Annotated in this window: 23 protein-coding genes and 1 pseudogene; 10 read left to right on the plus strand and 14 right to left on the minus strand. The window is 71.2% G+C overall.

The genetic code is table 11. The annotated features are described in order from the left end of the window. Positions 1-53: 53 nt before the first annotated feature. Positions 54-1,292: a serine hydrolase domain-containing protein gene (locus tag BLW84_RS01075; RefSeq protein WP_093260228.1), complete on the plus strand. Its 1,239-nt coding sequence runs from the start codon at positions 54-56 to the stop codon at positions 1,290-1,292. Positions 1,293-1,329: 37 nt separating this feature from the next. On the opposite strand, the gene BLW84_RS01080 is transcribed toward BLW84_RS01075, so the two are convergent. The 3 genes from BLW84_RS01080 to BLW84_RS01090 are packed head-to-tail and all read right to left on the minus strand — an operon-like array spanning position 1,330 to position 3,685. Continuing rightward, the gene (locus tag BLW84_RS01080) at positions 1,330-2,274 is read right to left on the minus strand and encodes an MBL fold metallo-hydrolase (protein WP_245760852.1); all 945 of its coding nucleotides are present in this window, start codon (positions 2,272-2,274) and stop codon (positions 1,330-1,332) included. 44 nt (positions 2,275-2,318) lie between these two features. Beyond that, positions 2,319-3,113 (minus strand): SCO1664 family protein, encoded by a 795-nt coding sequence (locus BLW84_RS01085; RefSeq protein WP_093260232.1) that lies wholly within the window; start codon positions 3,111-3,113, stop codon positions 2,319-2,321. Positions 3,114-3,118: 5 nt separating this feature from the next. After that, complete coding sequence (locus BLW84_RS01090) at positions 3,119-3,685, minus strand: DUF3090 domain-containing protein (protein ID WP_093260234.1); 567 nt, start codon at positions 3,683-3,685, stop codon at positions 3,119-3,121. 371 nt (positions 3,686-4,056) lie between these two features. On the opposite strand from BLW84_RS01090, the gene BLW84_RS01095 reads away from it, so the two are divergent. Next, positions 4,057-4,989 carry a S66 peptidase family protein gene (locus BLW84_RS01095; RefSeq protein WP_093260236.1) on the plus strand — a complete coding sequence of 311 codons (933 nt, stop codon included), beginning with the start codon at positions 4,057-4,059 and terminating at the stop codon, positions 4,987-4,989. Positions 4,990-5,206: 217 nt separating this feature from the next. Here the strand turns inward: BLW84_RS01095 and BLW84_RS01100 are convergent, their stop codons facing one another. Further along, complete coding sequence (locus BLW84_RS01100; protein ID WP_093260237.1) at positions 5,207-5,773, minus strand: CGNR zinc finger domain-containing protein; 567 nt, start codon at positions 5,771-5,773, stop codon at positions 5,207-5,209. 78 nt (positions 5,774-5,851) lie between these two features. On the opposite strand from BLW84_RS01100, the gene BLW84_RS01105 reads away from it, so the two are divergent. Together BLW84_RS01105 and BLW84_RS01110 are read left to right on the plus strand one after the other, a co-directional pair. Beyond that, the gene (locus BLW84_RS01105) at positions 5,852-6,706 is read left to right on the plus strand and encodes an alpha/beta fold hydrolase (protein ID WP_093260238.1); all 855 of its coding nucleotides are present in this window, start codon (positions 5,852-5,854) and stop codon (positions 6,704-6,706) included. Positions 6,707-6,719: 13 nt separating this feature from the next. Further along, a complete protein-coding gene (locus BLW84_RS01110) occupies positions 6,720-7,349 on the plus strand; it encodes a nucleoside/nucleotide kinase family protein (RefSeq protein ID WP_093260239.1) in 630 nt (209 codons plus the stop codon). 3 nt (positions 7,350-7,352) lie between these two features. Here the strand turns inward: BLW84_RS01110 and BLW84_RS01115 are convergent, their stop codons facing one another. Genes BLW84_RS01115 through BLW84_RS01130 form a run of 4 tightly spaced genes read right to left on the minus strand, consistent with a single transcriptional unit; the run spans position 7,353 to position 12,672 of the window. Beyond that, the gene (locus tag BLW84_RS01115) at positions 7,353-8,951 is read right to left on the minus strand and encodes a dipeptide ABC transporter ATP-binding protein (RefSeq protein WP_093260240.1); all 1,599 of its coding nucleotides are present in this window, start codon (positions 8,949-8,951) and stop codon (positions 7,353-7,355) included. Next, positions 8,948-9,844, minus strand: a complete 897-nt coding sequence (locus BLW84_RS01120) for an ABC transporter permease (protein ID WP_093260241.1) — start codon at positions 9,842-9,844, stop codon at positions 8,948-8,950. Before BLW84_RS01120 ends, BLW84_RS01115 begins: the two co-directional genes overlap by 4 nt. Further along, entirely contained in the window at positions 9,841-10,878 is a 1,038-nt protein-coding gene (locus BLW84_RS01125) for an ABC transporter permease (protein WP_093260242.1), read from the minus strand. The genes BLW84_RS01120 and BLW84_RS01125 overlap by 4 nt, the downstream gene beginning before the upstream one ends. 3 nt (positions 10,879-10,881) lie before the next feature. Then, complete coding sequence (locus tag BLW84_RS01130) at positions 10,882-12,672, minus strand: ABC transporter substrate-binding protein (RefSeq protein WP_093260244.1); 1,791 nt, start codon at positions 12,670-12,672, stop codon at positions 10,882-10,884. 169 nt (positions 12,673-12,841) lie between these two features. Here BLW84_RS01130 and BLW84_RS01135 point away from each other — a divergent pair, with 169 nt between their 5' ends. Continuing rightward, a complete protein-coding gene (locus BLW84_RS01135; protein ID WP_177226199.1) occupies positions 12,842-13,669 on the plus strand; it encodes a M55 family metallopeptidase in 828 nt (275 codons plus the stop codon). On the opposite strand, the gene BLW84_RS01140 is transcribed toward BLW84_RS01135, so the two are convergent. Together BLW84_RS01140 and BLW84_RS01145 are read right to left on the minus strand one after the other, a co-directional pair. Further along, positions 13,670-14,383, minus strand: a complete 714-nt coding sequence (locus BLW84_RS01140; protein ID WP_093260249.1) for an Imm1 family immunity protein — start codon at positions 14,381-14,383, stop codon at positions 13,670-13,672. 125 nt (positions 14,384-14,508) lie between these two features. Continuing rightward, positions 14,509-15,135, minus strand: coding sequence for a TetR/AcrR family transcriptional regulator (locus BLW84_RS01145; RefSeq protein WP_093260251.1), 627 nt, complete (start codon positions 15,133-15,135; stop codon positions 14,509-14,511). Between the two features lie 153 nt (positions 15,136-15,288). Between BLW84_RS01145 and BLW84_RS01150 the strand changes: the two genes are divergently transcribed. Continuing rightward, positions 15,289-16,023 carry a sugar isomerase domain-containing protein gene (locus tag BLW84_RS01150; protein ID WP_093260517.1) on the plus strand — a complete coding sequence of 245 codons (735 nt, stop codon included), beginning with the start codon at positions 15,289-15,291 and terminating at the stop codon, positions 16,021-16,023. Here the strand turns inward: BLW84_RS01150 and BLW84_RS01155 are convergent. The 4 genes from BLW84_RS01155 to BLW84_RS01170 form a co-directional block, all read right to left on the minus strand. Next, a complete protein-coding gene (locus tag BLW84_RS01155) occupies positions 16,020-16,841 on the minus strand; it encodes an enoyl-CoA hydratase/isomerase family protein (protein WP_093260254.1) in 822 nt (273 codons plus the stop codon). The genes BLW84_RS01150 and BLW84_RS01155 overlap by 4 nt on opposite strands. A gap of 67 nt (positions 16,842-16,908) precedes the next feature. Continuing rightward, a complete protein-coding gene (locus BLW84_RS01160) occupies positions 16,909-17,118 on the minus strand; it encodes a helix-turn-helix domain-containing protein (RefSeq protein ID WP_093260265.1) in 210 nt (69 codons plus the stop codon). A 188-nt stretch (positions 17,119-17,306) separates the two neighbouring features. Further along, positions 17,307-18,935 (minus strand): ABC-F family ATP-binding cassette domain-containing protein, encoded by a 1,629-nt coding sequence (locus BLW84_RS01165; RefSeq protein ID WP_093260267.1) that lies wholly within the window; start codon positions 18,933-18,935, stop codon positions 17,307-17,309. 242 nt (positions 18,936-19,177) lie between these two features. Further along, positions 19,178-20,749, minus strand: coding sequence for a deoxyguanosinetriphosphate triphosphohydrolase family protein (locus tag BLW84_RS01170; RefSeq protein ID WP_093260269.1), 1,572 nt, complete (start codon positions 20,747-20,749; stop codon positions 19,178-19,180). Between the two features lie 58 nt (positions 20,750-20,807). Between BLW84_RS01170 and BLW84_RS01175 the strand changes: the two genes are divergently transcribed. The 4 genes and pseudogenes from BLW84_RS01175 to BLW84_RS01190 all read left to right on the plus strand — a co-directional run. Then, positions 20,808-22,007, plus strand: coding sequence for a lycopene cyclase family protein (locus BLW84_RS01175; protein WP_177226200.1), 1,200 nt, complete (start codon positions 20,808-20,810; stop codon positions 22,005-22,007). Between the two features lie 186 nt (positions 22,008-22,193). Further along, the gene (locus BLW84_RS01180) at positions 22,194-23,888 is read left to right on the plus strand and encodes a GGDEF domain-containing protein (protein WP_093260273.1); all 1,695 of its coding nucleotides are present in this window, start codon (positions 22,194-22,196) and stop codon (positions 23,886-23,888) included. 116 nt (positions 23,889-24,004) lie between these two features. Then, positions 24,005-25,336, plus strand: a complete 1,332-nt coding sequence (locus BLW84_RS01185; RefSeq protein ID WP_143060830.1) for an RNA-guided endonuclease InsQ/TnpB family protein — start codon at positions 24,005-24,007, stop codon at positions 25,334-25,336. 35 nt (positions 25,337-25,371) lie between these two features. Further along, positions 25,372-25,854: pseudogene (locus BLW84_RS01190) on the plus strand (glycoside hydrolase domain-containing protein); the annotation flags it as partial. Between the last annotated feature and the right edge of the window lie 29 nt (positions 25,855-25,883).

Genomic DNA, 25,883 nt, shown 5'->3' on the forward strand with positions numbered 1-25,883 from the left:
GCGTGAGAGTAGAAAAACCAGGTAACCCGCGACGGCACGCGCAGGAGGATCAAGTGGCCCTGGAGATCGAGGTGGACCCCGCCGAGGCCGGGTTCGACGCCACCCGGCTGAACCGAATCGACCAGCACTTCGCCAAGTACGTCGAGGCGGGCAAGCTGCCGGGCTGGCTGGCGCTGGTGTCCCGGCAGGGCAAGATCGCGCACCTGTCGACGCACGGCATGCGCGACGTCGCCGCCGGCGCCCCGGTGCGGACCGACACCCTGTTCCGGATCTACTCCATGACCAAACCGGTCACCTCGGTGGCGATCATGATGCTGCACGAGGAGGGCGCCTTCGAGCTCACCGACCCGGTCAGCGACTTCATCCCGTCGTTCGCCGACCTGCGCGTCTACAGCGGCGGCACCGCCCGCGCCCCGCAGACCCGCCCGGCGGGCGAGGACATGCGGATCTGGCACCTGCTGACCCACACCGCCGGCCTCACCTACGCCTTCCACTACCTGAACCCGGTCGACGAGCTCTACCGCCGCGCCGGCTTCGAGTACGGCATGGCCGACGACCTCGACCTGGCGGGCTGCTGCGACGAGTGGGCGAGCATGCCGCTGCTGTTCGACCCCGGCACGGCCTGGAACTACTCGGTGGCCACCGACGTGCTGGGCCGGATCGTGGAGGTGGCGTCCGGGCAGACGCTGGACGAGTTCTTCCGCACCCGCATCTTCGAGCCGCTGGGCATGACCGACACCGGCTTCGCGGTGGACCGCGCCGACGCCGACCGGCTCGCCACCCTCTACGTCGCCGACCCGCAGGGCAAGGCCCGGCCGCACCCGAAGCAGGCGGAGCTGGGCGCGGCGGCGTTCGAGCTGCCCAAGGCCCTCTCCGGCGGCGGCGGGCTGTTCTCCTCGGCGCACGACTACCACCGGTTCACGCAGATGCTGCTGCGCGAGGGCGAACTCGACGGGGTCCGCCTGCTCGGCAGCCGCACGGTGCAGTACATGACCCGCAACCACCTGCCCGGCGGCGCGGACCTGGAAACCCTGGCGCTCGGCGCGTTCTCGGAGGTGGCCAACGCGGGCAAGGGCTTCGGGCTGGGCTTCGCGGTGATCGACGACCCGATGGCGGCGAAGGTGATCAGCTCCCCTGGCGAGTTCTCCTGGGGCGGCCTGGCCAGCACGGCGTTCTGGGTGGACCCGGCGGAGGACCTGACGGTGCTGTTCCTGACCCAGCTGATGCCGTCGAGCACCCACCCCATCCGCTCCCAGCTGCACCAACTCGTCTACCAGGCGCTGGTGGACTAGAAGGTGTGGAGTGCGGCGATTTCGCGCGAAATCGCCCTCACGCGCCGAGCACCCGGGATTCGCCGACCGCCAGGTCCCACAGCTGCTCCGGGTCGCGGCCCGCGTCGCGCCAGGCCTTGCGGATCCGGATCAGCGGCTCCGTGACCGGCTCGCGGGTCAGCACGAATGTTCCCCAGTGCATGGTCGCCGCGTGCTCCGCGCCCAGGTCGGCCACCGCCTGCACAGCCTCCTCCGGGTCCATGTGCACCGGCTTCATGAACCAGCGCGGGTCGTACGCGCCGATCGGCACCATCGCCACGTCAATGCCCGGGTAGCGCTGCGCGATCTCGGCGAAGTGCGGCCCGTAGCCGCTGTCCCCGGCGTGGTAGACCCGGTGCTCCGGCCCGGTGATCACCCAGCTGCCCCACAGGCTGCGGCAGGTGTCCCGCGGGCCGCGGCGGCTCCAGTGCCGCGCGGGCGCGAAGTCGAACGTCAGCCCGGCGACCTCCGCCGACTGCCACCAGTCCAGCTCGACGACCTCGGTGAAGCCGCGGCGCCGGAACCAGCGGCCCAGCCCCGCGGGCACCAGCACCGGTGTGGCGCGGGGCAGCCGCTGCACGGTGGGCGCGTCCAGGTGGTCGTAGTGGTTGTGGCTGATCACGACCGCGTCGACGGGCGGCAGCTCGCCGAAGGCGACGCCCGGCGGCGTGAGCCGTCGCGGCACGCCGGGGATCCGGGACGACCACACCGGGTCGGTCAGCACCGTCGCCCCGGCCATCCGCACCACGTACGTCGCGTGCCCGACCCAGGTGACCGAGGTGTCCCGCGCCGTCACCGGCGGCAGTCCGGTGCGCAGCACCGGAATCCGGTCGGCGTCCTCCACCCGGCCGCGGAACCCGCCGGTCCACATCAGCCGCATCACGTCTCGGAAGCTGGGCAGCGGCTCGTGGAGGCGGTCCGCGTAGGAGGACTGGATCATCGGCTGCTGGTACTCGGGTCGCACCCGACCAGATTGCCCTGCGCGGCCGCGGGTCCGCACCCGCAGCGTCAGAACGCGGGCCAGGGGATGGCAGGCCATTCCCCGGACGGCGCGGGGAACATGGCGTCCGCCAGCAGCCGCTCGATGCGCGCGTTGACCGCCTGGACTTCCTTCGGCGTGACGTGTTCGGCCAGCTCAGCGGCCAATCCGCCGTCCATCAGGGCGCGCAGCTCGCCCAGCCGGTCGACGACGTCGTCCGGCAGCGGCTGCCCGATCCAGCCCCACAGCACGGTGCGCAGCTTGTCGTCGGTGTTGAGGCTCACGCCGTGGTCGACGCCGAGCACCCGGCCGTCCGGGGCGTGCAGGATGTGCCCGCCCTTGCGGTCGGCGTTGTTGATCACGATGTCGAGCACCGCCAGCAGTCGCAGCTGCTCGTGGTCGGCGTGCGCGAGCACGACCGGGTCGCCGCGGTGGTCCTGGGCGCGCAGCACCGCCAGCCAGCCGTCCGGCACCTCACCGGGGGCGACGATGTCGACCAGCTGCGAGTCCTCCTCGGTGTCCACCCACAGCTGCACCATGCCCGGCCCGAACGGGCCGTCGCGCAGCATCGTCGGCGGGATCAGCCCCCAGCCGGTGGCCTCGGACAGCAGGTAGGACGCGACCTCGCGGCCGGCCAGCGTGCCGTCCGGGAAGTCCCATAACGGCCGCTCGCCGCGCACCGGCTTGTAGACGCACTCGGCGGACACACCGTCGGACTCGATCCCGCAGAACAGCGTCGCGTTGGACGCCTCCACCAGCCGCCCCTGCACGTCCAGCCTGCCGTGCCGGAGCAGCTCCGCGACCGCGGGATCGCCCGCGCGCACGACCGTCAGACCTCTTCCGAGCGGCGGTAGCCGTTCTGCCGCGGGCAGATGTGCCCGGCGGGGTCCAGCGGTTCGGCGCACAGCGGGCACGGCTTGCGGCCCGCGTTGATGACGCGCTCGGCGCGCTCGGCGAACGCCCGCGCGTGCGCGGGGCTGAGGAACACCCGCAGCGCGTCGGGCCCTTCCTCGGTGTCGTCGAGCACCACCGACTCGTCGATCTCCTCCTCGGTGACCGCGAGGAGCTCGACGACCACCGCCTCGGTTTCGGCGTCCCAGCCCAGCCCCATGGTGCCGACCCGGAACTCCTCGTCGACCGGCACCGCGAGCGGGTCGGTGTCGACGAGGTCGTCGGGGATCTGGCTGGGCAGGTCGGTGTTGAACCGGCGCTGCACTTCCTCCAGCAGCGCGCCGATGCGTTCGGCCAGCACCGACACCTGCTGCTTCTCGAGCTGCACGCTGACCGTGCGGACGTCCTCGGACGCCTGCAGGTAGAAGGTGCGATCGCCGGGTTCCCCGACCGTTCCGGCGACGAATCGGTCGGGTTGACGGAAGACGTGGATGACACGAGCCATGACTCCTCCGACCCTAGGCCACCGCGCGCCACGCGTGCGCGGCTGGCCCCCGTTTCCTTCATCACCGTTTCGAACCGGCCCGGCTGCCGCCGGGTCATCCGCCGGTTTACTCGCTGAACAGGCCCGTCGACCACCTGTTTCAGCGTTGTTCGCCATCGGCGAACTCCGGCGCGTCACGCCTGGTGCGGATACTCTCACGGGCGGTGGTCAAGATCGCGGGATGGAGCAGGCATGAGTAGCCCTGTCTCAACCTCAGTCCTCCTCAACCGCACCCCAGGGGACCGTGACGCAAGCCAGCCACAAGAAACCACGCAACGGGAGATTGGGCTGGACGCGACCACCACTGTGGATCGCGGAGAGGCGGACCAGTCATGACCATGCGCGAACTACGTCGCCCGCGCCGGCTGCGCAGCGGGGACACCGTGGCGCTCGTCGCGCCCGCCGGACCGGTGCCGGAGGACCTGCTCGAAACCGGGCTGGAGCAACTGCGCTCCTGGGGCCTCAACACCAGGGTCGGCAAGCACGTCCGGGATCGCCACCCGCGCCTGGACTACCTCGCGGGCACCGACGCCGACCGCGCCGCCGACCTGCAGGAGGCGTGGTGCGATCCGGACGTCGGCGCGGTGTTCTGCGTGCGCGGCGGCTACGGCAGCATGCGGATCCTCGACCTCCTGGACTGGACCGAGATGGCCGCGGCCGGGCCGAAGGTGTTCACCGGCTCCAGCGACATCACGGCCCTGCACGACGCGTTCGCCACCCAGCTCGGCCTGGTCACGGTGTTCGGGCCGATGGCCGCGACGAAGGCGTTCACGGAAGACGCGGCCGCGCGGGAGCACCTGCGCCGCACGCTGTTCCAGCCCGAGTCCGTCACCATCCTGACGCGCTCCACCGCGGACGCGCTCGTGCCCGGGCGGGCGCGGGGCATCACCTACGGCGGAAACCTGAGCATCGTCGCGGGTTCCTTCGGCGCACCGGACGCACCGACGCCGCCGGAGCGCGGCATCGCCATGCTCGAAGACGTCACGGAGGACCCGTACCAGCTGGACCGGTTCGTCACGCAGCTGCTGCGCGCGGGCTGGTTCGACCACGCCGCCGGGATCGCGCTCGGTTCCTGGACGGAGTGCGGGCCGCTGGAGCAGGTGCGCGCGGTGATGTCGGACCGCCTGGGCGGCCTGGGCGTGCCGATCCTGTGGGAGCTGGGCTTCGGCCACTGCACGGCCCAGCGCACCATCCCGCTCGGCGTGGCCGCGGAACTCGACACCGACGCGCAGCGCCTCTCGATCCTGCAGCCGGCGCTGCTCTAGTTCGCGGCCACTTGTCTTTGAAGCGGCGCAGCCGCTTAGCCCACCTACGCAACTCGCACCGCCGCGGGTTCTCAGACACCGCCTGGCGAGGACAGCCCCGACGCCGCGTATTGGACATACGTAAGCCGGGGCTCCCACAGACCAGGCGGCGTCTGTAACTCCCGCAGGGGGGCCGCCACCCGCACCGCTACGCAGAACGAGTTTGGAAACTGTCTCTCTAGTTCGCCTTCTTCCGCGCGTAGTGCTGGCGGGCCTTCGCGCGGTTGCCGCACCGCGCCATCGAGCACCACTGCCGGTTCCGCGCCGGGGAAACGTCGACGAACCGGATCCCGCAGAGGTGGAAGGCGCAGACGGCGACGCGCGGGAACGGCTCGGTGGCGAGCAGGTCGATCGCGTCGACCGCGACCGTCGCCAGCGCGGCCCGCACCGGGTCGTCCGGCGGCGGTCGCCGGGCCTCCACCGACCCGTCCGGGCGCACCAGCAGCTGAGCCGCGGCGCGGTTCTCCGCGCGGGCGGCCTCGTTGATCAGGTCCACATCGGACTCCACGATGCCGAGCCCCCGGGCCCGCGCCTGCAGCGCCCGGTCGATCGCCTCGCGCAGCTCGCGCGCGAACTCAACGTGCACATCCCCAGCCTCGGCGTCGGCGCGGAGCCCGGCTTCGCGCAGCCATTCGGCCAGCCGATCCGGCGTCACGAGCAGTTCGCGACCTCCGCAGTAGCGGTCGCGCAGCGTGTTGACCAGATCGAGGCTGGGACGACCGCCGTCCCAGGTCCAATCACCCATTCTCGTCTCCTCCGCCGGCCGTCGATATGGCATTCTATGTTCTAACCCTCCAAGACGGTTAGAATTGGAGTTTTCCGGATGCCGACCGAAGAAGTCGCCCTGATCAACGGTTTGCGCGTGCACTACACGCGGGCGGGCAGCGGCCCGGGCCTGGTGCTGCTGCACGGCTGGCCGCAGACCAGCCACTGCTGGCGGAAGCTGATCCCGGAGCTGGCCCGCACTCACACCGTGATCGCGCCGGACCTGCGCGGCTACGGCCGGACCGACAAGCCCCGCACCGGCTACGACAAGCGCACGATGGCGTCCGACGTGGCCGCGCTGGCCGAATCGCTGGGCTTCGAGTCGGTCAGCGTCGTCGGCCACGACCGGGGCGCGCGGGTGGCGCACCGCTGGGGCCTGGACCGCCCGGCGCAGGTCGACCGGCTGGCGCTGCTGGACGTCGTGCCGACCCGCGAGATGTGGCGGCGGCTGAACGCCGAATCCGCCATGGCCTACTGGCACTGGCTGTTCCACATGCAGCCGGACCTGCCGGAACGGCTGGCCGGCGCCGACGTCGCGGGCTACCTCGGGTACTTCTTCGAGCGCTGGACGGTCAACCGGCACGGCCTGGACGCGGCGGCCATCGACGAGTACGTGCGCGCCTTCTCCGCGCCCGGCGCGCTGCGCGCCGGTTTCGACGACTACCGGGCGTCGTTCCCGCACGACAGCGAGCACGACGACGTCGACGCGGCGGCGGGCCGGAAGCTGACCATGCCGGTGCTGGCGCTGTGGGGCTCGGCCGGCCTGCCCGCCCGGCTGCCGATGCGCGAGATCTGGCTCGACTACGCCGAGGACCTCACCAGCGCCGAAATCCCGGAATGCGGCCACTTCCTGCCCGAGGAACGCCCGGAAGCGGTGCTGACGCACCTGCGGGAGTTCCTGAAGGCGGCTTGATACCTTCGGGCCCATGCGCGTCCGCCCCATCTCCCCCGATCTGCTGGCGGCGGAGGTGGTGGAACGCATCGACGCCCTGCAGGGGCGCTGGGCGCGGGTGGCGGTGGACGGCGCCCCCGCCGCCGGCACCGGCGAATTCGCCGACGCACTGGTGGAACCGCTGCGGGCACTGGGGCGCGAGGTGGTCCGGGTGCGCACCGCGGACTACCTGCGCCCGGCCTCGCTGCGGCTGGAGCACGGCCACCAAGACCCGGACTCGTTCTACGAGAGCTGGTTCGACCTGAAGGCCCTGACCCGCGAGGTGCTGGCCCCGCTGTCCGCGGGCGGAAACGGCCAGGTGCTACCGGCCTTCTGGGACGCCGAGGCGGACCGCTCGCCGCGCCTCGCCCGCATCGCCCTCCCGCCGCGCGGAGTGGCCATTGTGGACGGACCACTGCTGCTCGGCGCGGGCCTGGACTTCGACCTGGCGATCCACCTCTGGCTCCCGGAAGCCGCCCTCCAGCGGCGAACCCCGGAACCGGACCGCTGGACGCTGCCCGCATTCGGGCGCTACACCGGAGAAGTCGCCCCGGAACGCCTCGCGGACTACGTGATCCGGGTCGACCGCCCGGGCCGCCCCGCAGTCGTCGACAGCCTGGACTGACGGCTACGCCACGCGGCGCTCCACGGACGGCACGGCGGCCAGGAGCGCCTTCGTGTAGTCGTGCTTGGGATCGAGCAGGACCTGCTCCACCGGGCCGACCTCCACCAGGTCGCCCTGGTACATCACCGCCACCCGGTCCGCGATGTTCCAGGCCAGGCCGAGGTCGTGGGTGATCACCAGCGTCGACAGGTCGCGTTCGACCCGCAGGCGCAGCAACAGCGCCAGGATCTCGCCGCGCACCGTCGCGTCCAGCGACGCCACCGGCTCGTCCGCGATCAGCACCCGCGGTTCCAGCACCAGCGCGCCCGCGATCACCACGCGCTGCCGCTGGCCGCCCGAGAGCTCCTGCGGCAGGCGGCCGAAGAACTTCTCCGCCGGCCGCAGCTCCGCCGCCTCCAGCGCCGCCGTGACCCGACCGCGCTCGTCGTCGGCGATGCCGTGGATCCGCAGACCTTCCGCCACCGCTTCGTAAACCGTGTGCCGGGGGTTGAGCGCGCCGGTCGGGTCCTGCAGCACCAGCTGCACCTGCTTGCGGTACTCGCGCAGCCCCGCGCTGCCGGTCGGCAGCGGCACGCCGTCGAAGCGCACCGCACCGCCGGTCGGCTGCTGCAGCCCCAGCATCGTCCGGGCCAGCGTCGTCTTGCCGGAGCCGGACTGGCCGACCAGCGCGACGATCTCATTCTCGCCCACCGCCAGGTCCACCCCGCGCACCGCGCGCACGGTCTGCCCGGAGCGGCTGGTGAAGTCGACCGACACCGCCTCCGCCGACAGCAGCGCGGGCCCGCTCGGCGCCCCTTCGGTGAGCCGGAACCGCGGGTCGCCGACGGTCGGGAAGGCGCTCGCCAACGCCTGGCTGTGGGCGTGCTGCGGCTCGGTCATGACCTGCCCCGACGGGCCGTGCTCGACGACCTGCCCCTGGTACATCACCGCCAGCCGCTCGCAGCTGACCGACAGCACCGACAGGTCGTGGCTGATCATCAACAGCGCGATGCCGCGCTCGGCGACCAGCCGGCCCATCAGGTCCAGGATCTGGGCCTGCACCACCACGTCCAGCGCCGTGGTCGGCTCGTCGGCGATGACCAGGCGCGGCTCGCAGGCCAGCGCCATCGCGATCATCACCCGCTGCTTCTGCCCGCCGGAGAGCTCGTGCGGATAGGCGTCGGCCCGCTCCGCGGGCAGCTCCACCTGCGCGAGCAGCTCCGCGACCCGCATGCGCAGGTCGCCGTTCGCCCGGCCGTGCAGCTTGATCGGCTCGGCGATCTGCTCGCCGATGGTGCGCACCGGGTTCAACGCGTGCATGGCGCCCTGGAACACCACCGACGCGCTCGCCCAGCGCACCGCGCGCAGCTGCCCGAACGTCATCTCGCGCACGTCCTGCCCGTCCAGCAGGACCTCACCGTCGATGCGCGCCGAACTCGGCAGCAGCCGCAGCACGGACATCGCCAGCGTCGTCTTGCCGCAGCCGGATTCCCCCGCCAGGCCGAGGGTTTCGCCCTCGCCGAGGCTCAGGCTGACGCCGCACACGGCAGCTGTTCCCGGCGAGGTCTCCTGAGCGCCCCGGTAGGTCACCGACACGTCCCGGAATTGCAGAATCGGAGTCACCGGCGCCCCCGCAGCCTCGGATTGAACACGGCCTCCAACGCCCGGCCGCAGAGCGTGAAGCCCAGCACCACCACCACGATTCCCAGGCCCGGCGGCAGCAGGTACCACCACGCGCCGCCGGTGACCGCGCCGGTGTCCATCGCGGACTTCAGCATCGAGCCCCACGAAACCATGCTCGGATCGCCCAGGCCCAGGAACGACAGCGTCGACTCGGCGATGATCGCGCTGGCCACCGACAGCGTCGTGTTGGCGAACACCAGCGGCAGCACGGCGGGCAGCACGTGGCGGCCGATGACGTGGCCGTGCCCCGCGCCCAGCGCCCGGGCCCGCTCGATGTAGGGGCGGGCCTCGATCGTCAGCGTCTGCGCGCGCACCATCCGCGCCGTCGGCGGCCACGCCGTCACCCCGATGGCCAGCACGATCGTCCACAGCCCGCGGGCGAGCACCGTGGACAGCGCGATGGCCAGCACCAGCGACGGCAGGACCAGGAAGAAGTCGGTGAAGCGCAGCAGCACCCGGGAGGTCCAGCCGCCGAAGTGCGCGGCGAGCACCCCCACCACGGTGCCGATCAGCACCGACAGCACGGCCGCCGACAGGCCGACGACCAGCGACACCCGCGCGCCCCACCAGGTCAGCAGCAGCACCGAACGCCCGGATTCGTCGGTGCCGAGCCAGAATTCGCCGCTCGGCGCCTGCAGCGGGCGGCCCGGCGCCCGCGTGACGTCCAAGCCGCCGGCGTCGGTGAGCAGCGGTGCGAACAGCGCCAGCAGGCCGACCACGACCAGCACCACGAGGCCCGCCAAACCGGCCCGGTCCGCGCGGAAGACGCGCCACGCCTCGGCCGCCCTAGCCCGGCGGCGGGCCCGGACGATCTGCCCTGCGGTGGCCGTCATGATTCCCGCACCCTCGGATCGAGCACCCGGTAGAGCACATCGGCCAGCACGTTCATCACCACCACGCTCCCCGCAAGCACGATGAAAATGCCTTGCAGCAACGGAAGGTCCGGCACCCGCAGCGCCTCGTAGGTGAGCAACCCGAGACCAGGCCAGGAGAACACCGTCTCCACCGTGATCGCGCCCCCGACCACCAGACCGAGCCGCAGAAAGATCAGCGTGACGGTGGGCAGCAGCGCGTTGGGCACCGCGTGCCGCCGCCGCACCATGTCCTCGCGCAGCCCCTTGGCCCGCGCGGTGGTCAGGTAGTCCTCGCCCATCTCCTCCAGCAGCGACGAGCGCATCACCATCAGGTACTCGGCGTAGATCACCGCGACCATCGTCAGCGCGGGCAGCACCAGGTGGTGGGCGACGTCGAGGACCTGCGGCAGCAGTTCCGGCGGCGTGTCCGGCGAGGAGATCCCGCCGACCGGGAACATGCCCGGGATCGGCCCGACGCCGACGCCGAAGGCCATCAGCACGATCAACCCGAGCCAGAACGTCGGCACCGACCACAGCGTCAGCGCGATCGACGTCGAGGTCTTGTCGAAGGCGCCGCCGTGCTGCCACGCCGCGCGCGAGCCCATCCACAGCCCCAGCAGCACGGCGATCAGGGTCGCCGTGCCCACCAGCAGCACGGTCGGACCGATGCGGTCGAGGATCAGCTCGCCCACCGGGCGGCTGTAGGTGTAGGAGGTGCCGAGGTCACCGCGCAGCAGGTTGCCGAGGAAGTCCAGGAACTGCTTCCACAGCGGCTGGTCCAGGCCGAACCGCTCGCGCAGCACGGCGATCTGCTGCTCGGTGACCGGCGCGCCGTGGGTCATGGTGCGCACCGGGTCGCCGGGCATCACCCGGAACAGGAAGAAGCCCAGCACCGCCACCAGGAACAGGCTCACCAGGCCACCGCCCAGCTTGCCCGCCACGTAGCGGACCGCCCGGCGACCGCCGCCGGTGGGCGGCGCCGGTTCTGCGACTGTCGCGAGTGCTTGGGACACGGTTCACTCCCGGGTGTCGGCGGTCGCCCGGCGGCGGACCACCACCAGCGCCACGACGACGCCGACCAGCACCACGACCCCGCCGAGCACCCAGGCGACGCCGGTGTAGTCGGTGCCCGAGCCGCTCAGCGCCTTGTCCGTGGGCTGGGCGCCGTAGTAGCCCCAGTAGCCCTGCTGCGCCACGATCACGCCATCGGTCTTCGGCTGCAGGGTGAACCCGCTGTAGCGGTCGGCCCGGTAGGCCTCCAGCGAGTTCTGGTACCACAGGACCAGCCCGGCGGCCTGGTCGTAGAACCGGGCCTGCGCCTGCTGGACCAGGTCGACGCGCTTGTCCTTGTCGAACTCGCCGAGCTGCCGGTTGTACAGTTCGTCGTACTGCTGGTCGCACAGGTACGAGTCCGGGTTCCCGCCGCCGCTGGGCGTCGGCCGGGACGCGCAGGTCTGCAGCCGCAGCACGTAGTCCGGGTCCGGGTTGGCCGACCAGCCGCTGATCACCATGTCGTACTCGGCGCTGGTGGTCCGGTCGTTGAGCTGGTTGTCCGACACCGGCTGGAGCTCGACGTTGATGCCGAGATCGGCCAGCCACCGCTTGACGAACTCGCCGACCTGGGTGTCCTCCGACCGGGATCCGTGCAGCACGAGGTCGAACTCCAGCGGCTCGCCCTGCGGGGTGCGGCGGATGCCGTCCGCGCCGCGGGCGTAACCCGCCTCGTCGAGCTTGCGGTTGGCGGCGGCCGGGTCAAAGGTCCGCGGCTGCGGCGGCGTCCACTGGTAGTCGGAGAAGATCGGCGGCAGGTACCCGCCGCCCTCCTGGCCGTAGCCGCCGAGCACCCGGTCCACCAGGACCTTCCGGTCGATCGCCTGGTCGATGGCCTGCCGCACCCGCACGTCCTTCAGCGCCGGGTGACCGCTGCCGATCGCCTCGTTCTCGCTGTTGGTCGCGCCCGGGTTGAGCAACAGCTCGAAGAACCGCCGCCCCTGGCCCTTGACCTGCTCGATGTCGGCCTCTCCCGCCAGCGCGTCGAACTGCGCCGGGGTGAGCTTCTGGACGACGTCGACGTCGCCCTTGCGCAGCGCCTGCACCGCGGCGTCGCTGTTCTTGAACTGGATGAACTGCAGCCCCGCGACCTTCGGCGCGCCGCGCCAGAAATCGGGGTTGGCGGTCAGCGTGACGTCCTGCTCCGCGCGGTAACCCGTGAGCGTGAACGGCCCGCTGCCGACCACCGGCATCTGGTCGTTGGCGAAGCCCGCGACGTCGGCGACCTTCGACCACACGTGCTCGGGCACGATCGGCGCGTCGATCGCCAGCATCGTGGCCTGCGGCGTCTTGGTGCGGACGACCAGCGTGGTGTCGTCCGGGGCGGTGACGGTCTCGAAGTTCTCCACGAAGTTGCCGTTGGCGGTGCTCGCGGCCGGATCGGTCATCATCCGGTTGAACGTGTAGGCCGCGTCGCGGGCGGTCACCGGCTGCCCGTCGGACCACTTGACGCCGGACCGGATCCGGAAGGTCCAGGTGAGCTTGTCCGGCGAGGGCTCCCAGCTCTCGGCGAGCTCCGGCATCACCGAGAAGTCGTCCGGGCTGTAGGTGGTCAGCGTCGGGTAGATGGAGCGGAAGATGTCGGTGGAGGCCAACGTGTACCCCAGGAAGGGGTTCAGCGAGTCGATCTGCTGCTGCAGCCCGATCCGCAGCGTCGCGCCCTCCTGACGCGCGCCGTCCTGCTGCGCGGTTGCCGGCATCGGCACCAACAAAGCGACCAGCAGCGCAGTCCAGAGCACGGCGAATCGTCTGCCCACGGCGACCCCTCCTTCGTGGCGAGTGAGAAGAAGGAACCACCTTCAGGCGCTGTTCGTCAATGGTTAACCGAAGGTTGTCTCCGAGCGGCGTCACCCACAGGTACCGAACCGTTACCCGATCGGCGAGCCCCGCCTCGAACGTCCGGTCGTGAGGCATAGATTGGGCGGCGTGCGGATCTTGCTCTCAGCGGACATGGAAGGCGTCACCGGCGTCACCTGGACCGACGACGTGGTGCCCGGAACCGAGCAGTGGCAGCGCTTCCGGCGCCTGTTCACCGGCGATGTCAACGCGTGCGTTGAGGGGCTCTGCGCGGCCGGCGCCACCGGCGTGCTGGTGAACGAAGCGCATTCGTCCCAGCGAAACCTGCTGCTGGAAGACCTCGACGAGCGGGCGGTGCTGCTGACCGGGCGGCACAAACCGCTGTCGATGATGCAGGGCATCGAGTCTGATGTGGACGGTGTGGCGTTCGTCGGCTACCACGCGAGGGCGGGCGAGGAAGGCGTCCTTTCCCACACCTACCTGGAGAACTCCATCACCGGGGTGTGGCTCGACGGCGCGCCCGCCGGGGAGGGCGGCCTCAACGCGGCGCTCGCCGCCGAGTACGGGGTGCCGGTCCTGCTGGTCACCGGCGACGACCGGGCCTGCGCCGAAGCCGCCGGGTACGCGCCCGCGGCGACGACGGTCGTGGTGAAGGAATGCGTCAGCCGCTACGCGGCGATCTGCCGCCCGCCGGCCCGCACCGCGGCCGACATCCGCGCCGCGGCAAGCGAAAGCCTGCGCCGGGCCGGGCGGACCGAAGGCGCGGCCCGCCCGCACCGCATCGAGGTGGAGTTCGACGCAGCGCACCTCGCCGCGGCCGCCGCGGTGATCCCGACCGTCGATCAGCTGGACGTGCGGCGGGTCGGGTTCGATGCGCCGAACATGACCGAGGCGATGAAGGCGTTCAAGATCGTGACGACCATCGCCGCGCGCGCCGTCCAGGGCATCTACGGCTGATTACAGATCGCCCCAGCGCGCAGCCTGCCACTGCACGGCCGATGGCCGCTGCCCGGTTCGGGTGAATTCGTCCAGCGCCGCGCGGAGTTCCCGGAACGGCAGCACCGCGTTGCGCGGGAACTTCAGCGTGCTACCCGCGTCGAACGGCAGTGCGGGCGCGTCCGCCGGCGGCTCCGGGTTGAGCGTGTGCCAGGAGTCGAGGTCGCCTTCCTCGGACTCCTCGGTGAAGTTCAGGACGCCGACCTCGGCCTCCGCGTCGGTGACGATCCGGATCTGCTGGTAGGGCCCGGCGGCGTCCGGGTCCTCGTGCGGGCGGTCCCAGACGTAGAGGTGGCTGGCGCCGGGCTGCTGCGGCCGCAGCACCCGATCCACCAGCTCGGCCTTGTCGTCCTCGGTCTGCGCGTAGTAGCGCTCGCCGTCGGCCACCGCGGTCGCGACCGTGATCCCGAGTTCGGTGTTGCGGGCCCCGATCGCCTCGGAACGCAGGCCTTCCAGGCAGATCCGCGCCTCCTTCAGCGCCTTGATCGCCGCGCCCTGGTGGAACACCAGGTCTCCCCAGTACGGGTGGCCGAGCACCTTGTTGAGGTCGGCGTACACCTCGTGCGTCGCCTCGATCAGCTTGTCCAAGGCGTCCACCGGGACATCGGTGAGGCGGGCGAACACGACCGCAGGCGGTTCGAGCGGGCCGGTCTCGTCCGGTGCTGGATTCGACATGCGTTCCCTGCATCCACTTCGATCGTGGGCGACCCCCAGGACGCCCTGCCCAGATCTCGTTCCCCCCAAAGGCTACCGTGCGTCATCCGGCGGTCCCTCAGCGCCACCGCACGGTCGCCCGGCGATCAGCTGGCGTGGTCCCGCAGCACGCTGATCGCCGGTTCGTCCCGCACCGAGGCGAGGGACAATAACGCCCGCGCGAGCCCGTCCGGGTCGTCGAACCCGAGTTCCTCGACCAGATCGTCGGGCAGGCTGAGCATCGAGAGCGCGACGCCGAGCATGCCCGCGTCGAGCAATCCCGCGCCGCGGCGGCTCATCCGGCGCCCCACCGCGGTCTGCAGCTGCACCGCGGTGTCCACATTGGCCTCGGTGATGTCCCCGAGCGCCTCGCGCACCTCGGGGTTTCGCACCGCCTCCAGGTGCAGCTCGAACAGCGCCAGGAACTGAGATCGCGCACTCGTCGACATCCGCCGCAGCATCGCCGCGTACAGCGCGGCGATGTCCTCGCCGGTGACGTCGGCGGGAACCTGGCTGCGCAGGCTGCGCAGCGCCTCGGTGTGCTGGGCGGCGAGGTAGCGCGCAACGGCCAGGAACACCGCGCTGCGCGTCGGGTAGTAGTTCTTGGTCGTGCCCTCTGGAACCTCGGCCTCGCGATCGATGGCGCGGTGCGTCAGCCCGCGGCCTCCATCGCGCGCCAGCACCTCGATGGCGGCGTCGGCGAGCAGTTCCCGGCGGTTGCCTCGTTGCGGCATGCATCCCCTGGCTGTTCGATCTTGCAGGCTGATCAACAGCCTAGCCCGCACACCACACCAGTGGTGGGCAGGGGCACGCCGCACGCCTTGACCGGCACTCCCCGGATTGGTATAGACCTCATGTCCGCGATCACCTCGCCACGGGAGCGCAAGATGTCGGAAACAGGCCCGGTTCACGCCGAGCAAACGCTGGAACACCTGCGAAAGATCGGCGCGCACAACGCCGAGGCCCTGCGGGCCGCCGCCGACCGCCTCTTCGCCGCAGTCCGGGCGGACGGCCTCGTGTTCACCGCAGGCGCGGGCCACTCGCTGGCCGGCGTGATGGAGTCGTACTACCGGGCGGGCGGCCTGGCGGCGGTGCGGCCGCTGTACCACCCGGACCTGCTGCCCCTGCACGGCGCGGTGGCCAGCACCAGGACCGAACGCCGCACCGGCCTCGCCGAAGAGGTGCTCACCGCGGCCGGTTTCCGGGGCGGCGCGGACGCGCTGGTGGTGTTCTCCAACTCCGGGGTGAACCCCTACCCGGTGGAACTGGCCAGACTCGCCCGCGCGGCGGGCTCGACGGTCGTGGCGATCACCTCGCCGACGGCCAGCGCCGAGGCCCCGAAGCGCGCGGGCACGACGCTGGCCGAAGAAGCCGAGATCGTGCTGGACACCCTGGTCCCGGGCGGCGACGCGAGCTACCCACCGGCGGAGCCGGTGACGGCGCCGCTGTCATCGATGGCGAACGCGTTCCTGTGGAACATGCTGCTGGTGCGGATGTACGACCTGGCCGGCGCGGCCGGCGTCGACCTGCCGGTCTGGCGCAGCTCGAACACGGTCGGCGGCGACGAAGCCAACGCCGCCAACCTCGCGCACTACGGAGCGCGGGTGCCCGGCCTGAACTAGTCCGAGCCGAGCTGCTCGGCCAGTTCCGCGATGCGGCGCAGCTGAGCGGCGCGTTCGGCGGCGAGCTGCTGCTCCGGGTCGACGGCCTCGTCGGCCTGGACCAGCAGCGCCAGGGTCTCGCGGACCGCGCCGTTCGGCGGTTGCGCGACGGCATCGGCGAGCTGGTCCACGGCGGCGTCGAGCCGGTCGGGCTCGACCACGGAGTTGGCCAAGCCGAGCCGCAGGGCCTCGTCCGCCTGAATTTCCCGCCCGGTCAGGCAGATTTCCACTGCCTTTGCGTAACCAACGGTTCTGACCAGGGGCAACGTGCCGCCAAGATCCGGCACGAGCCCCAGGCCGGTCTCCGCCATCCGCAGCCGGGCATCGGTGGTGAGCACGCGCAGGTCGCACGCCAGGGCGAGTTGGAAACCAGCGCCGATGGCGTGCCCCCGCACGGCCGCAATGGTCACCCGATCGGGTTCGCGCAGCCAGCTGAACCCCTGTTGGAAGCCGGCGATCTCGGCATCGGCCTGCTCGGTGGGGCGCCGGGCCAGCGCCGCCAGCCCGGGCGCCCCGTCGACGTCGGCGAAACCGAAGAGCCGGCGATCCAGGCCGGCCGAGAACGACCGACCCGCGCCGCGCACCACCACTACCCGGACCTCAGGGCCCAGGGATCGTCCGATCTCCCGCAGCGCCTGCCAGGTGTGCGGTGTCTGCGCATTCAGCTTGTCCGGGCGGTCCAAGGTGATCGTGGCCCGCCGCCCGTGGATCGTGAACCCCACACCGCCACGATCCAACAGGCCGGCGTCCACTATCGAATCCGCCAAGCGGACCTCCATCGCAGATCTGAGCAGATCTCTGGAGTCGTGCTATGTCGTCGGTGCAGACGGCCGGTGGCCGTCGTGCTCACTTCTTCTTCGAGCGCGTCGCGCCCCCGCGTCCCCGCAACTGCACGCCTGATTCGCTCAGGACGCGGTGCACGAACCCGTAGGACCGGCCGGTCGACTCGGCCAGAGCGCGGATGCTCGCCCCCTTCTCGTACTTCTTTCTCAGGTCACTGGCAAGCTTGTCCCGCGCGCTACCCGTGATGCGCGCGCCTTTCTTCAGCTCAGCCACGGTGTCCCCGCCTTCCCTCTGAGCAGGTCGGGCCTCGCGACCCCTGTCAGCGCAATGATCGAACAGGAAACGCGGGAACGCCAGGCGATCATGGAAAAAAGATCGGCCAACGGTCGAGATGACCGCACGGCGATCACCGGAATGCACTAATCCATCCGTAGTAGCGGACACTGCTAGTGCAACCTCTGCTACGCCAACTGGACGAGGTCCAAGTAGTCGTCCGACCAGTGGTCTTCGGTCCCATCCGGCAATAGGATGACCCGTTCCGGTTCGAGTGCCTGAACCGCGCCGGGATCGTGCGTGACCAGCACGACGGCACCGGCGAAGCTGCGCAGCGCGTCGAGCACCTGCTCGCGGCTGGCCGGGTCGAGGTTGTTGGTCGGCTCGTCCAGCAGCAGCACGTTCGCCGCGCTGGAGACCAGGCCCGCGAGCGCGAGCCGGGTTTTCTCGCCGCCGGAGAGGGTGCCGGCGGGCTGCTGCAACTGCTCGCCCTGGAACAAGAACGCGCCGAGCAGGGTGCGCAGCTGCTGCTCGGGGGTGTCCGGCGCGGCGCTGCGGACGTTCTGCCACACCGTCGCGTCGTGGTCCAGCGTCTCGTGCTCCTGCGCGAAGTACCCGATGCGCAGCCCGTGACCAGGCACGATCTCGCCCGAATCGGGCTTCTCCATGCCGCCGAGCAGGCGCAGCAGGGTGGTCTTGCCCGCGCCGTTGAGGCCGAGGATGACGACCTTGGCGCCACGGTCCACCGCCAGGTCGACGCCGCTGAAGATCTCCAGCGAACCGTAGGACTTGGACAGCCCGTCGGCGGTCAGCGGGGTGCGCCCGCACGCGGCCGGCTCCGGGAAGCGGATCTTGGCGACCTTCTCCTGGGACTGCTCCGTCTCGGCCTCGGCCAGCAGCTTCTCCGCCCGGCGGGCCATGTTCTGGGCCGCGACCGCCTTGGTCGCCTTGGCCCGCATCTTGTCGGCCTGCGCCATCAGGGCCGACGCCTTCTTCTCGGCGTTGGCGCGCTCGCGGCGGCGGCGCTTCTCGTCCGCGGCGCGGGCGTCCTGGTAGCGGTCCCAGTCCATGTTGTACACATCCGCTTCGCCGCGGATGGCGTCCAGGAACCACACCTTGTTGACCACGGCCGCCAGCAGCTCCACGTCGTGGCTGATGACCACCAGGCCGCCGTCGTGGTTCTTCAGGAAGTCGCGCAGCCAGTTGATCGAGTCGGCGTCGAGGTGGTTGGTCGGTTCGTCGAGCAGCAGCGTGCTGGCCGAACCGCCGCCGGGCCCGGACTCCGACGCGGCGAACAAGATCCGGGCCAGCTCGACGCGGCGGCGCTGACCACCGGAGAGCGTGCGCAACGGCTGGTTGAGCACCCGGTCGGGCAGGCCGAGGTTGCTGCAGATGCGCCCGGCCTCGCTCTCCGCGGCGTAGCCACCGCGCGCGGCGAAGCGCTCCTCCAGCCGGCCGTAGCGGGCGATCGCCTTGTCCCGCTCCCGGTCGTCGACCAGCTCGGCCATGGCGGTCTGGGCCTTCTCCATGTCGCGGAGCAGCTGGTCCAGCCCGCGCGCGGAGAGCACCCGGTCCTTCGCCGTGACGGTGAGGTCGCCTTCGCGCGGGTCCTGCGGCAGGTAGCCCATCTCGCCGCGGCGGATCACCTCACCGGCGTAGGGCTGGCCCTCGCCGGCGAGCACGCGCAGCGTCGTCGTCTTGCCCGCGCCGTTGCGGCCGACCAGGCCGATCCGGTCGCCGGGCTGGATGCGCAGGGTCGCGTCGGAGAGCAGGATGCGGGAGCCGGCGCGCAGTTCCAGGCCGGTGGCAGAAATCAAGGGAAACTCCGAAAGTCGGTGGTCAAGCGATTCCATGAACGCGCCCACCGGCGGGGCCGGGTGGGCGTGGGCACTGCTGAGCGGCTCGGTCGCTAAACGACGACCGGGCGAACCAGCGATGGAGTGGCGCGAGGAACGCGAACCACGTAGCGCTTGCTAACCACGAACCCAGTGTATCGGGCGTTGTCCACCGATTTGATCGCAGACCTCATCACGTCGGTCACAACCGGCGGTGCTCCTGCTCACAGCACGAACGTGTCGCTCCACAGCTGCGTGGTCCGGCCCGACAGGGCCTCCAGCAGCGCGGCGGCCTGGTCGTCGGTCAGCGAGGCGACGAAGTCGATCACCGCCCGGCCGCGCGACATCCGCTCCAGGCGCTCCGCGTCGACCGGCTCCGTGTCGCCGGGAGCCAGCAGCAGCTCCGGGTCGTCGCTGCTCAGCTGCGCGAACTCGGCGCGGGCCCGGTCGAACAGGTCGCGCAGGCGGTGCGGCAGCCGGGCGGCCTCGCTGCGGTCGATCAGCCAGTTGTCCAGGGCCTCGACGAGCTTGCTCAGCAGCCGGTCCTGGCCGCGCTGGTGCAGCGCGAGGTCGGGGCGCTGCAGCACGAACCGGCGGTGCACGAACTTCAGCACCTGCACCTCGTGCCACTGCTCCACCGCGAGCGCCACGTGCCCGGACCTGGTGTTCGGGTGCTCGTCGACCTGGATGCCCTCGACCAGGCGCTGCGTCCACTCCCCGGAGAAGGCCGCGATGGACCGCTCGGCGAGCTGGGACCGGTCGAAGGGCACCTCCAGCAGCTTGTTGACGAGGTTCGCGACGACCTTCTTCACCGCGCTGACGAACGCCTCGTCGTCGGCGATCCAGTCGTCCTTGGCGTGCAGCCGGCGGCGCAGCCCCTCCAGCGAGCAGCCGGGGCGCATGCCGTCGCCGGCGAGCTCGGCGTCGGAGCGGGCGGCGAACTCGGCGGCGTGCCCGAGCCACTCGGTCAGCTCGTGCGAGACGCTGGTGTGCTGCAGGACCCCGACGCGGTGGAAGTCCTCCAGGTCGTGGATCGCGTAGGCGATGTCGTCGGCGGTGTCCATGATCGACGCCTCGACGGTCTGCTGCCAGTCCTCGATCCGGCCGCCGAACGCCGCGCGGGCATCGATCAGATCCGCGATTTCGCTGCTGTAGCAGGAGAACTTCGCCGATCCGGTGCCCGGCTGGTCCGCCGGCTCGGACGCGCCGCGCGGCGGCGAGGCCAGGTGCCGGGGGTGTGGTTGCGGGCGGGACAGCCGGGTCCACGGGTACTTCAGCAGCGCGGCCCGCACCGCCGCCGTCAGGTCCAGGCCCTCGCCGCCGACGCCGCGCACGTCGATGCGGGTGACCACGCGGTAGGTCTGGGCGTTGCCCTCGAAGCCGTCCGGCAGCGAGAACCGCTGCCGCGCGAGCCTGTCCAGCACGCTCTCGCCGAGATGCCCGAACGGCGGGTGCCCGAGGTCGTGGCCGAGTCCGGCGGCCTCGACCACGTCCAGGTCGCAGCCGCCGAGGCGATCCAGGCGCGCCACGTTCTCCCGGTCGGCCATCAGCCGCTCGGCGATCGCCCGGGCGACCTGCGCGACCTTCAGGCTGTGGGTGAGCCTGTTGTGCAGGAGCAGCCCGGAGCCGCTGGGGCTGACGACCTGCGTCACGCCGCCGAGGCGGGCAAAGAACGCGGAGCTGGACACCCGGTCGCGGTCCGCGCGGAACGGGCTGGCGGCGAGGTCACCTGGGCCGTGGGCGGATCCGGAGCGGCCGCTGCGCCGACCGGTCCGGGTTGGCTGCACATCCTGCATGGGCTCACGTTAGCGGCCCTGGCGGCGCGATCGGTGGCCGACGTGATCTGATGCTCCGGTGGATGTCGTTGTCGTGGGCGGCGGCCCGGCGGGTCGTGCGGCGGCGGCTGCCTGCAGCGACACCGGCCTGCAGGTGACGCTCGTCGATCCCGCACCGCGACGCGTCTGGCCGCACACCTACGGAACCTGGCGCGACGAGCTGCCGCCGTCGGTGCCACCAGCGGTGCTGGCGTCAGTGATGCCGCGAATGGCGGTGCGCGGCACCGAGCGGCACGAATGGCGGCGGCCCTACGCGGTGCTGGACAACACGGCGTTGTGGAAGTACCTCTGGCGTCCCGACGTCGTCGAGGTGACCGGGCGCGCGACCGCCGCCGAGCACGGGCCGACGGGCTCGACGGTGGTGCTCAAGGACGGCCGGCGGATCGCGGCGGCCGTGGTGGTCGACGCGACCGGCGCCGCGCGGGCCCTCTCCGGCGGACGCCCGGCGCACCCCGCGGCCCTGCAGTCCGCGGTGGGCTGGGTGGTCGACGCCGCGGCCGCGGAACCGTTCTGCGACCCGGACGCGGGCGTGTTCATGGACTGGCATCCCGCACCGCAGACCCGCGGCGGCTGGCCCACGTTCCTCTACGCGGTCCGCCTCGGCCCGGACCGGGTGCTGCTCGAGGAGACCTCGCTCGCGCGCCGCCCGGCGCTGCCGCTGGCCCTGCTGCGCAGGCGGCTCGCCGGACGGCTCGCCGCCGCCGGGGTGGCCGAGCGGGAGCGGATCGGCGAGGAGCGGGTCCGGTTCCCGGTGGACGATCCGCTGCCCCGACCAGGGCGGGTGATCCCCTTCGGCGCGGCGGCGGGCTTCGTGCACCCGGCGACCGGCTTCAGCGTGGCGGGCTCCCTGCAACGCGCACCGTGGCTGGCGGCGGCGATCAACGCCGCGCTCCCAGCCGGCCCGGCCTCCGCCGCCAGGGCGAGCTTCTCGATCCTGTGGCCGCCGCGCGCGGTGGCCGCGCACTCGCTGCGGCATCGGGCGCTGCAGGCCCTGCTGTCACTCCCCCCGGACCTGGTGCCGGAGTTCTTCGAGGTGTTCTTCCGGCTGGACGAGCCGCACCGGACGGCGTTCCTGGCAACCGAGGGCAGCGCCGCCGGGACGACGGCCGCGATGTCGGCGCTCTTCCGCAACGCGCCGTGGCGGATCCGGCGCAGGCTGGTGCTCGGTGGCCTCACCGTGGGACACCCGCCCGCCCGGCACGGACTCGGCGGCAGCTGAACCCGCACACCACCTGTAGCGAAACCCCTTCGTTTCGTTGTGTCGATGGCCACAGGGTCGCCGACTGGCCGATGCTTCGAGCTGGCCGAACAGGCTAGGTTGGGCCGCGGGGAGAGGCGGTCCTCCGCCGGGGATGAGGAACTGAGATGTCGGTGAACAGGTCGTGAACACCGTCGATGGAGCGGCATGAGTCCGGGCAACATCGACTCCGTGCTCGCGTTGGTTGACGAAGTGCGCTTCGCGTTCCAGCCGTTGATCAACATCAAGACCGGTGCCATCGTCGCGATCGAGGCGTTGGCCCGGCCGGTGGGCGCGCACGTCCAGGACCTCTTCCGGGAGGCCGCCCGGCAGCGGCGGCTGACCGAGCTGGACGTGGAACTCGCGACGTCCGCGTTGAACTCGGCAGCGGAGCACGAGTCCCTGCTCCCCCTCCACCTGAACATCTTCGGCGGCACCGTCACCCACGACCTCCCCCGGCTCGACCTGCTGCGCGAGAAGCTCCGCGAGATCGGCCGACGCGAGCAGGAGGTGACGCTGGAGATCGGCCCGCCGTTCGCCCGGCTGGACTCCGCCGAGCTGCTCAGCGGGGTCGAGAAGCTGCGCGCCGACGGCTTCCAGGTCGCCCTGGACGGCGTCGGCGAGGGCGACGTGCCGCTGACCCTGATCGCCGACATCGGGCCCGCCGTGGTGAAGCTCGATCGCGCCGTGGTCGCCGGGCTGCCGGACAACCCCGCCCGGGTCGCGGTGGTCGAGGCGGTCCGCCACCTGTGCGAATCGACCGAGAGCCAACTGGTCGCCGAGGGCGTGGAGAACGAGCGCCAGCTCACCGCCCTGCGCCGCAACGGCATTCGCCTGGTGCAGGGGAACCTGCTCGCCCCGGCGGCCCGGCGACCTCCGACGGCGAGCAGCGTGCCCGGCGTGGCGGCGGAGGTGACCGACCCGCAGGGCCCGTCGATCAGCACCCTCGCGACCGGGCCCCGGGTGACGGAGTTCCTGTCGCCCGCGACGATGCTGCCGACCGACGCGACCGCCGACAAGGTGCGCAGCGTGCTGGCCGACCACCCCGAGATCAGCGGCGTGGTGCTGGTCGACGAGCAGAACCGGCCGCGGTGGACCATCGACCGCAACCGCTTCCTGCTCGCCGTGACCGGCCCGTACGGGCACGCGCTGCACGCCAAGCGCGCGGCCTCGCGGCTGGCCGACGAGCCGCGAGTGGTCAACACCGCGACCACGGCGATGGAAGCGCTGAGCCTGGTGACCCGCTCGGACCAGTACCGGATGTACGACGACGCGATCGTGGTCGACGAGTCGGGCCGCTGCCTGGGCGCGGTGCGGGCCGGCGACCTGATCCGCGGCATGGCGGAGCTGAAGGTGGAGGAGGCGGCGGCGCTCAACCCGCTGACGCGGCTGCCGGGCAGCGACGCGATCGCCCGCGACGTGGCGCGCCGGATCGCCGCCGGCGAGATCTTCGCGGTGAGCTGGCTGGACATCGACAGCTTCAAGAAGGTCAACGACACCGCCGGGTTCTCCGCGGGCGACGACCTGATCCGCGCGATCGGCCGCAGCCTCACCGATGCGGCGACGTCGCTGCGGTCGGTGCAGGTCGGCCACGTCGGCGGCGACGATTTCTTATTGGTGAGCAATCTCGACGACCTGGTGCAGCTGGCGAGCCTGGTGCTCGACCCGCCGCGCTCGGCGGGTGATCTCGACGTGACCATCTCGTTGGCGACACTCGTGTGCACGCCGACCACGGTCCACGGCTACGACGAGGCCTCCAGCAGGCTCGCGCCGCTGAAGCAGCGCGCCAAGTCGCTGTCCGGTTCGAGCTGGGTCATGTCGCGGCCCGGTTCGGATCGCATCGAAGTGCTCCGCGGCGCGTAACACGCACGGCGGATTGCCGACCCCTCCGTCCTTTTAGGACTGGAGTCTGGCCGCTGGCCTGCAGGCCGGACCTTCCGCGAACCGCGCTGTCATACCCCAGCCGTAATGTGATCAGCATGAAGGCGAACACGGCGGCGAGGTTCCGCCTGTACCCAAACCAGGTACAGGCGGAGCGGCTCACGGCGTGGTCGCATACCTGTCGAGCGGTGTGGAACATTGCGCTCGCGCAGCGCATCTGGGCATACAAGTCCGCGCGGCGAGCCACCGTGCGCTCCGTGGAGCAGTGCATCGGGCTAACCGAAGCACGTAAGGAACACGCATGGCTTCGGGATCTTCCCGCGCAGTGCGCCCAGCAAGTTCTCCGGCGGCTCGATACCGCCTATGACAACTTCTGGAACCCCAGCCATCCAGCTGGGTTTCCGCGGTTCAAGCGCAAGCATCACCGGCAGGGTGTGACGTTCCCCGGTCAGGCAGTGCAGGTCCGTAGGGTGTCGCGACGCATGGCGCACGTGAAGCTACCCAAGCTGGGGTGGGTACGGTTCCGGCTGTCTCGCCCACTGGGCGGCGCCGTCCGCAACGCCACTGTGTCCCGCGACGGCCTGGGATGGCACATCTCGTTCGGCATCCACCAGCCCGAACCAGCCCAGCGCCCGGTCAACACCGGCGCTGCGGTCGGGCTGGACGTAGGAATCGCCTGCTCGGTGTTCGTCTCAGGCGAAGACACCGAGCGTCAACGACCCGACATCCTGACTCCCGGCGAACGGGAGCGCCTGCGGGGCTTGGAGCAACGCAAAGCCCGGCAGATCAAGTACGCCAAAAAGCACAACGCAGGAAAGTACTCCAACAGGCTCCGCAAGACCATCGCGGCGATAGCTGCGGTGAAGGCTCGGCAGGCCCGCAGGCGGACGGACTGGAACCACAAGCTCACAACCGACCTGGCCAAAAACCACGGCCTGATCGCGGTCGAGGACTTGAAGGTCTCCAACATGCTCCGCTCCGCCAAAGGCACTACCGAGCAACCCGGTCGAGGTGTACGCCAGAAGGCTGGGTTGAACCGAAGCATCGCCGACCAAGGATGGTTCGAGATCCGCCGCCAGCTCGGCTACAAGACCAAGCGGTACGGTAGTGAGCTGGTTGCGGTTCCGGCAGTGGGTTCGTCGCAGACGTGCTCGAAGTGCCACACCCGAGACCCCGAGTCTCGTGAGGGTTGCGGCCGGTTGTTCGCGTGCGTGCATTGCGGGCACACCGACCACGCCGACCGCAACGCCGCCATGATCATCCTTGCTCGAGCATTCAGCACCGCCGGACGGAAACCCACCACCGCGTGGGAGGCGGGAACTGCCGCGAGCGGTCGCGGCAGTTCACAGAGCACGCGCAGTCCACATGGGCAAGGCACCCGCACGGGTAGCCGGTTGCGTGAACCATCCTCGAATGTCACCGCAGCATGACATCGAGGAATCACCCGCCTTCAAGCGGGCGAGGACGTCAAAACCCGAACAACGAGCCCGACCTGCACTCGCCGTGGATGTACTCGCTCGTCGGGCAGCCCGCGAAGACCTCCGCGGTGGTGCGGGCGCAGCAAACCCTGTTCACCAACGCCGCCGACGGCGTGACCGGCAACGACGACCTGGGCACCATGTCGGCCTGGTACGTCTTCAGCGCCCTGGGCCTGTACCCGACGACGCCGGGCACCGGACAGTTCGTGCTGAACGCGCCTCGGTTCGCCAGCGCCGTCGTGGAGCTGCCGGGCGGTCCGCCGCTGAAGATCGAGGCGCCCGGGGCCGACGGCTCGAAGCTGCAGTACATCGACGAGGTGCGGATCTCCGGTACCCCGCAGGAAAAGGTGTCCGTGGACCTGGAACGGCTGCGGTCGGGCGGCACCATCGAGCACCGCCTCGCCGACCGGCCCAGCGACTGGGCCACCGGGCCGGACGCCGCGCCCGCTTCCCCTTGCGCGGCACCGTGATCCGGTTCCGCCACAGCGGTCCTCGAGCC

This window comes from Saccharopolyspora shandongensis, from assembly GCF_900106995.1.
Classification (GTDB): domain Bacteria; phylum Actinomycetota; class Actinomycetes; order Mycobacteriales; family Pseudonocardiaceae; genus Saccharopolyspora; species Saccharopolyspora shandongensis.

Excerpts from the sequence above, each read along its gene's own strand:
- BLW84_RS01170 (WP_093260269.1), bottom strand. The coding sequence starts at position 20,749 with ATGCAGGATGTGCAGCCAACCCGGACCGGTCGGCGCAGCGGCCGCTCC.
- BLW84_RS01145 (WP_093260251.1), bottom strand. The coding sequence starts at position 15,135 with ATGCCGCAACGAGGCAACCGCCGGGAACTGCTCGCCGACGCCGCCATC.
- BLW84_RS01155 (WP_093260254.1), bottom strand. The coding sequence starts at position 16,841 with ATGGAGGTCCGCTTGGCGGATTCGATAGTGGACGCCGGCCTGTTGGAT.
- BLW84_RS01140 (WP_093260249.1), bottom strand. The coding sequence starts at position 14,383 with ATGTCGAATCCAGCACCGGACGAGACCGGCCCGCTCGAACCGCCTGCG.
- BLW84_RS01100 (WP_093260237.1), bottom strand. The coding sequence starts at position 5,773 with ATGGGTGATTGGACCTGGGACGGCGGTCGTCCCAGCCTCGATCTGGTC.
- BLW84_RS01095 (WP_093260236.1), top strand. The coding sequence starts at position 4,057 with ATGACCATGCGCGAACTACGTCGCCCGCGCCGGCTGCGCAGCGGGGAC.
- BLW84_RS01110 (WP_093260239.1), top strand. The coding sequence starts at position 6,720 with ATGCGCGTCCGCCCCATCTCCCCCGATCTGCTGGCGGCGGAGGTGGTG.
- BLW84_RS01120 (WP_093260241.1), bottom strand. The coding sequence starts at position 9,844 with ATGACGGCCACCGCAGGGCAGATCGTCCGGGCCCGCCGCCGGGCTAGG.
- BLW84_RS01150 (WP_093260517.1), top strand. The coding sequence starts at position 15,289 with ATGTCGGAAACAGGCCCGGTTCACGCCGAGCAAACGCTGGAACACCTG.
- BLW84_RS01105 (WP_093260238.1), top strand. The coding sequence starts at position 5,852 with ATGCCGACCGAAGAAGTCGCCCTGATCAACGGTTTGCGCGTGCACTAC.
- BLW84_RS01185 (WP_143060830.1), top strand. The coding sequence starts at position 24,005 with ATGAAGGCGAACACGGCGGCGAGGTTCCGCCTGTACCCAAACCAGGTA.
- BLW84_RS01090 (WP_093260234.1), bottom strand. The coding sequence starts at position 3,685 with ATGGCTCGTGTCATCCACGTCTTCCGTCAACCCGACCGATTCGTCGCC.
- BLW84_RS01180 (WP_093260273.1), top strand. The coding sequence starts at position 22,194 with ATGAGTCCGGGCAACATCGACTCCGTGCTCGCGTTGGTTGACGAAGTG.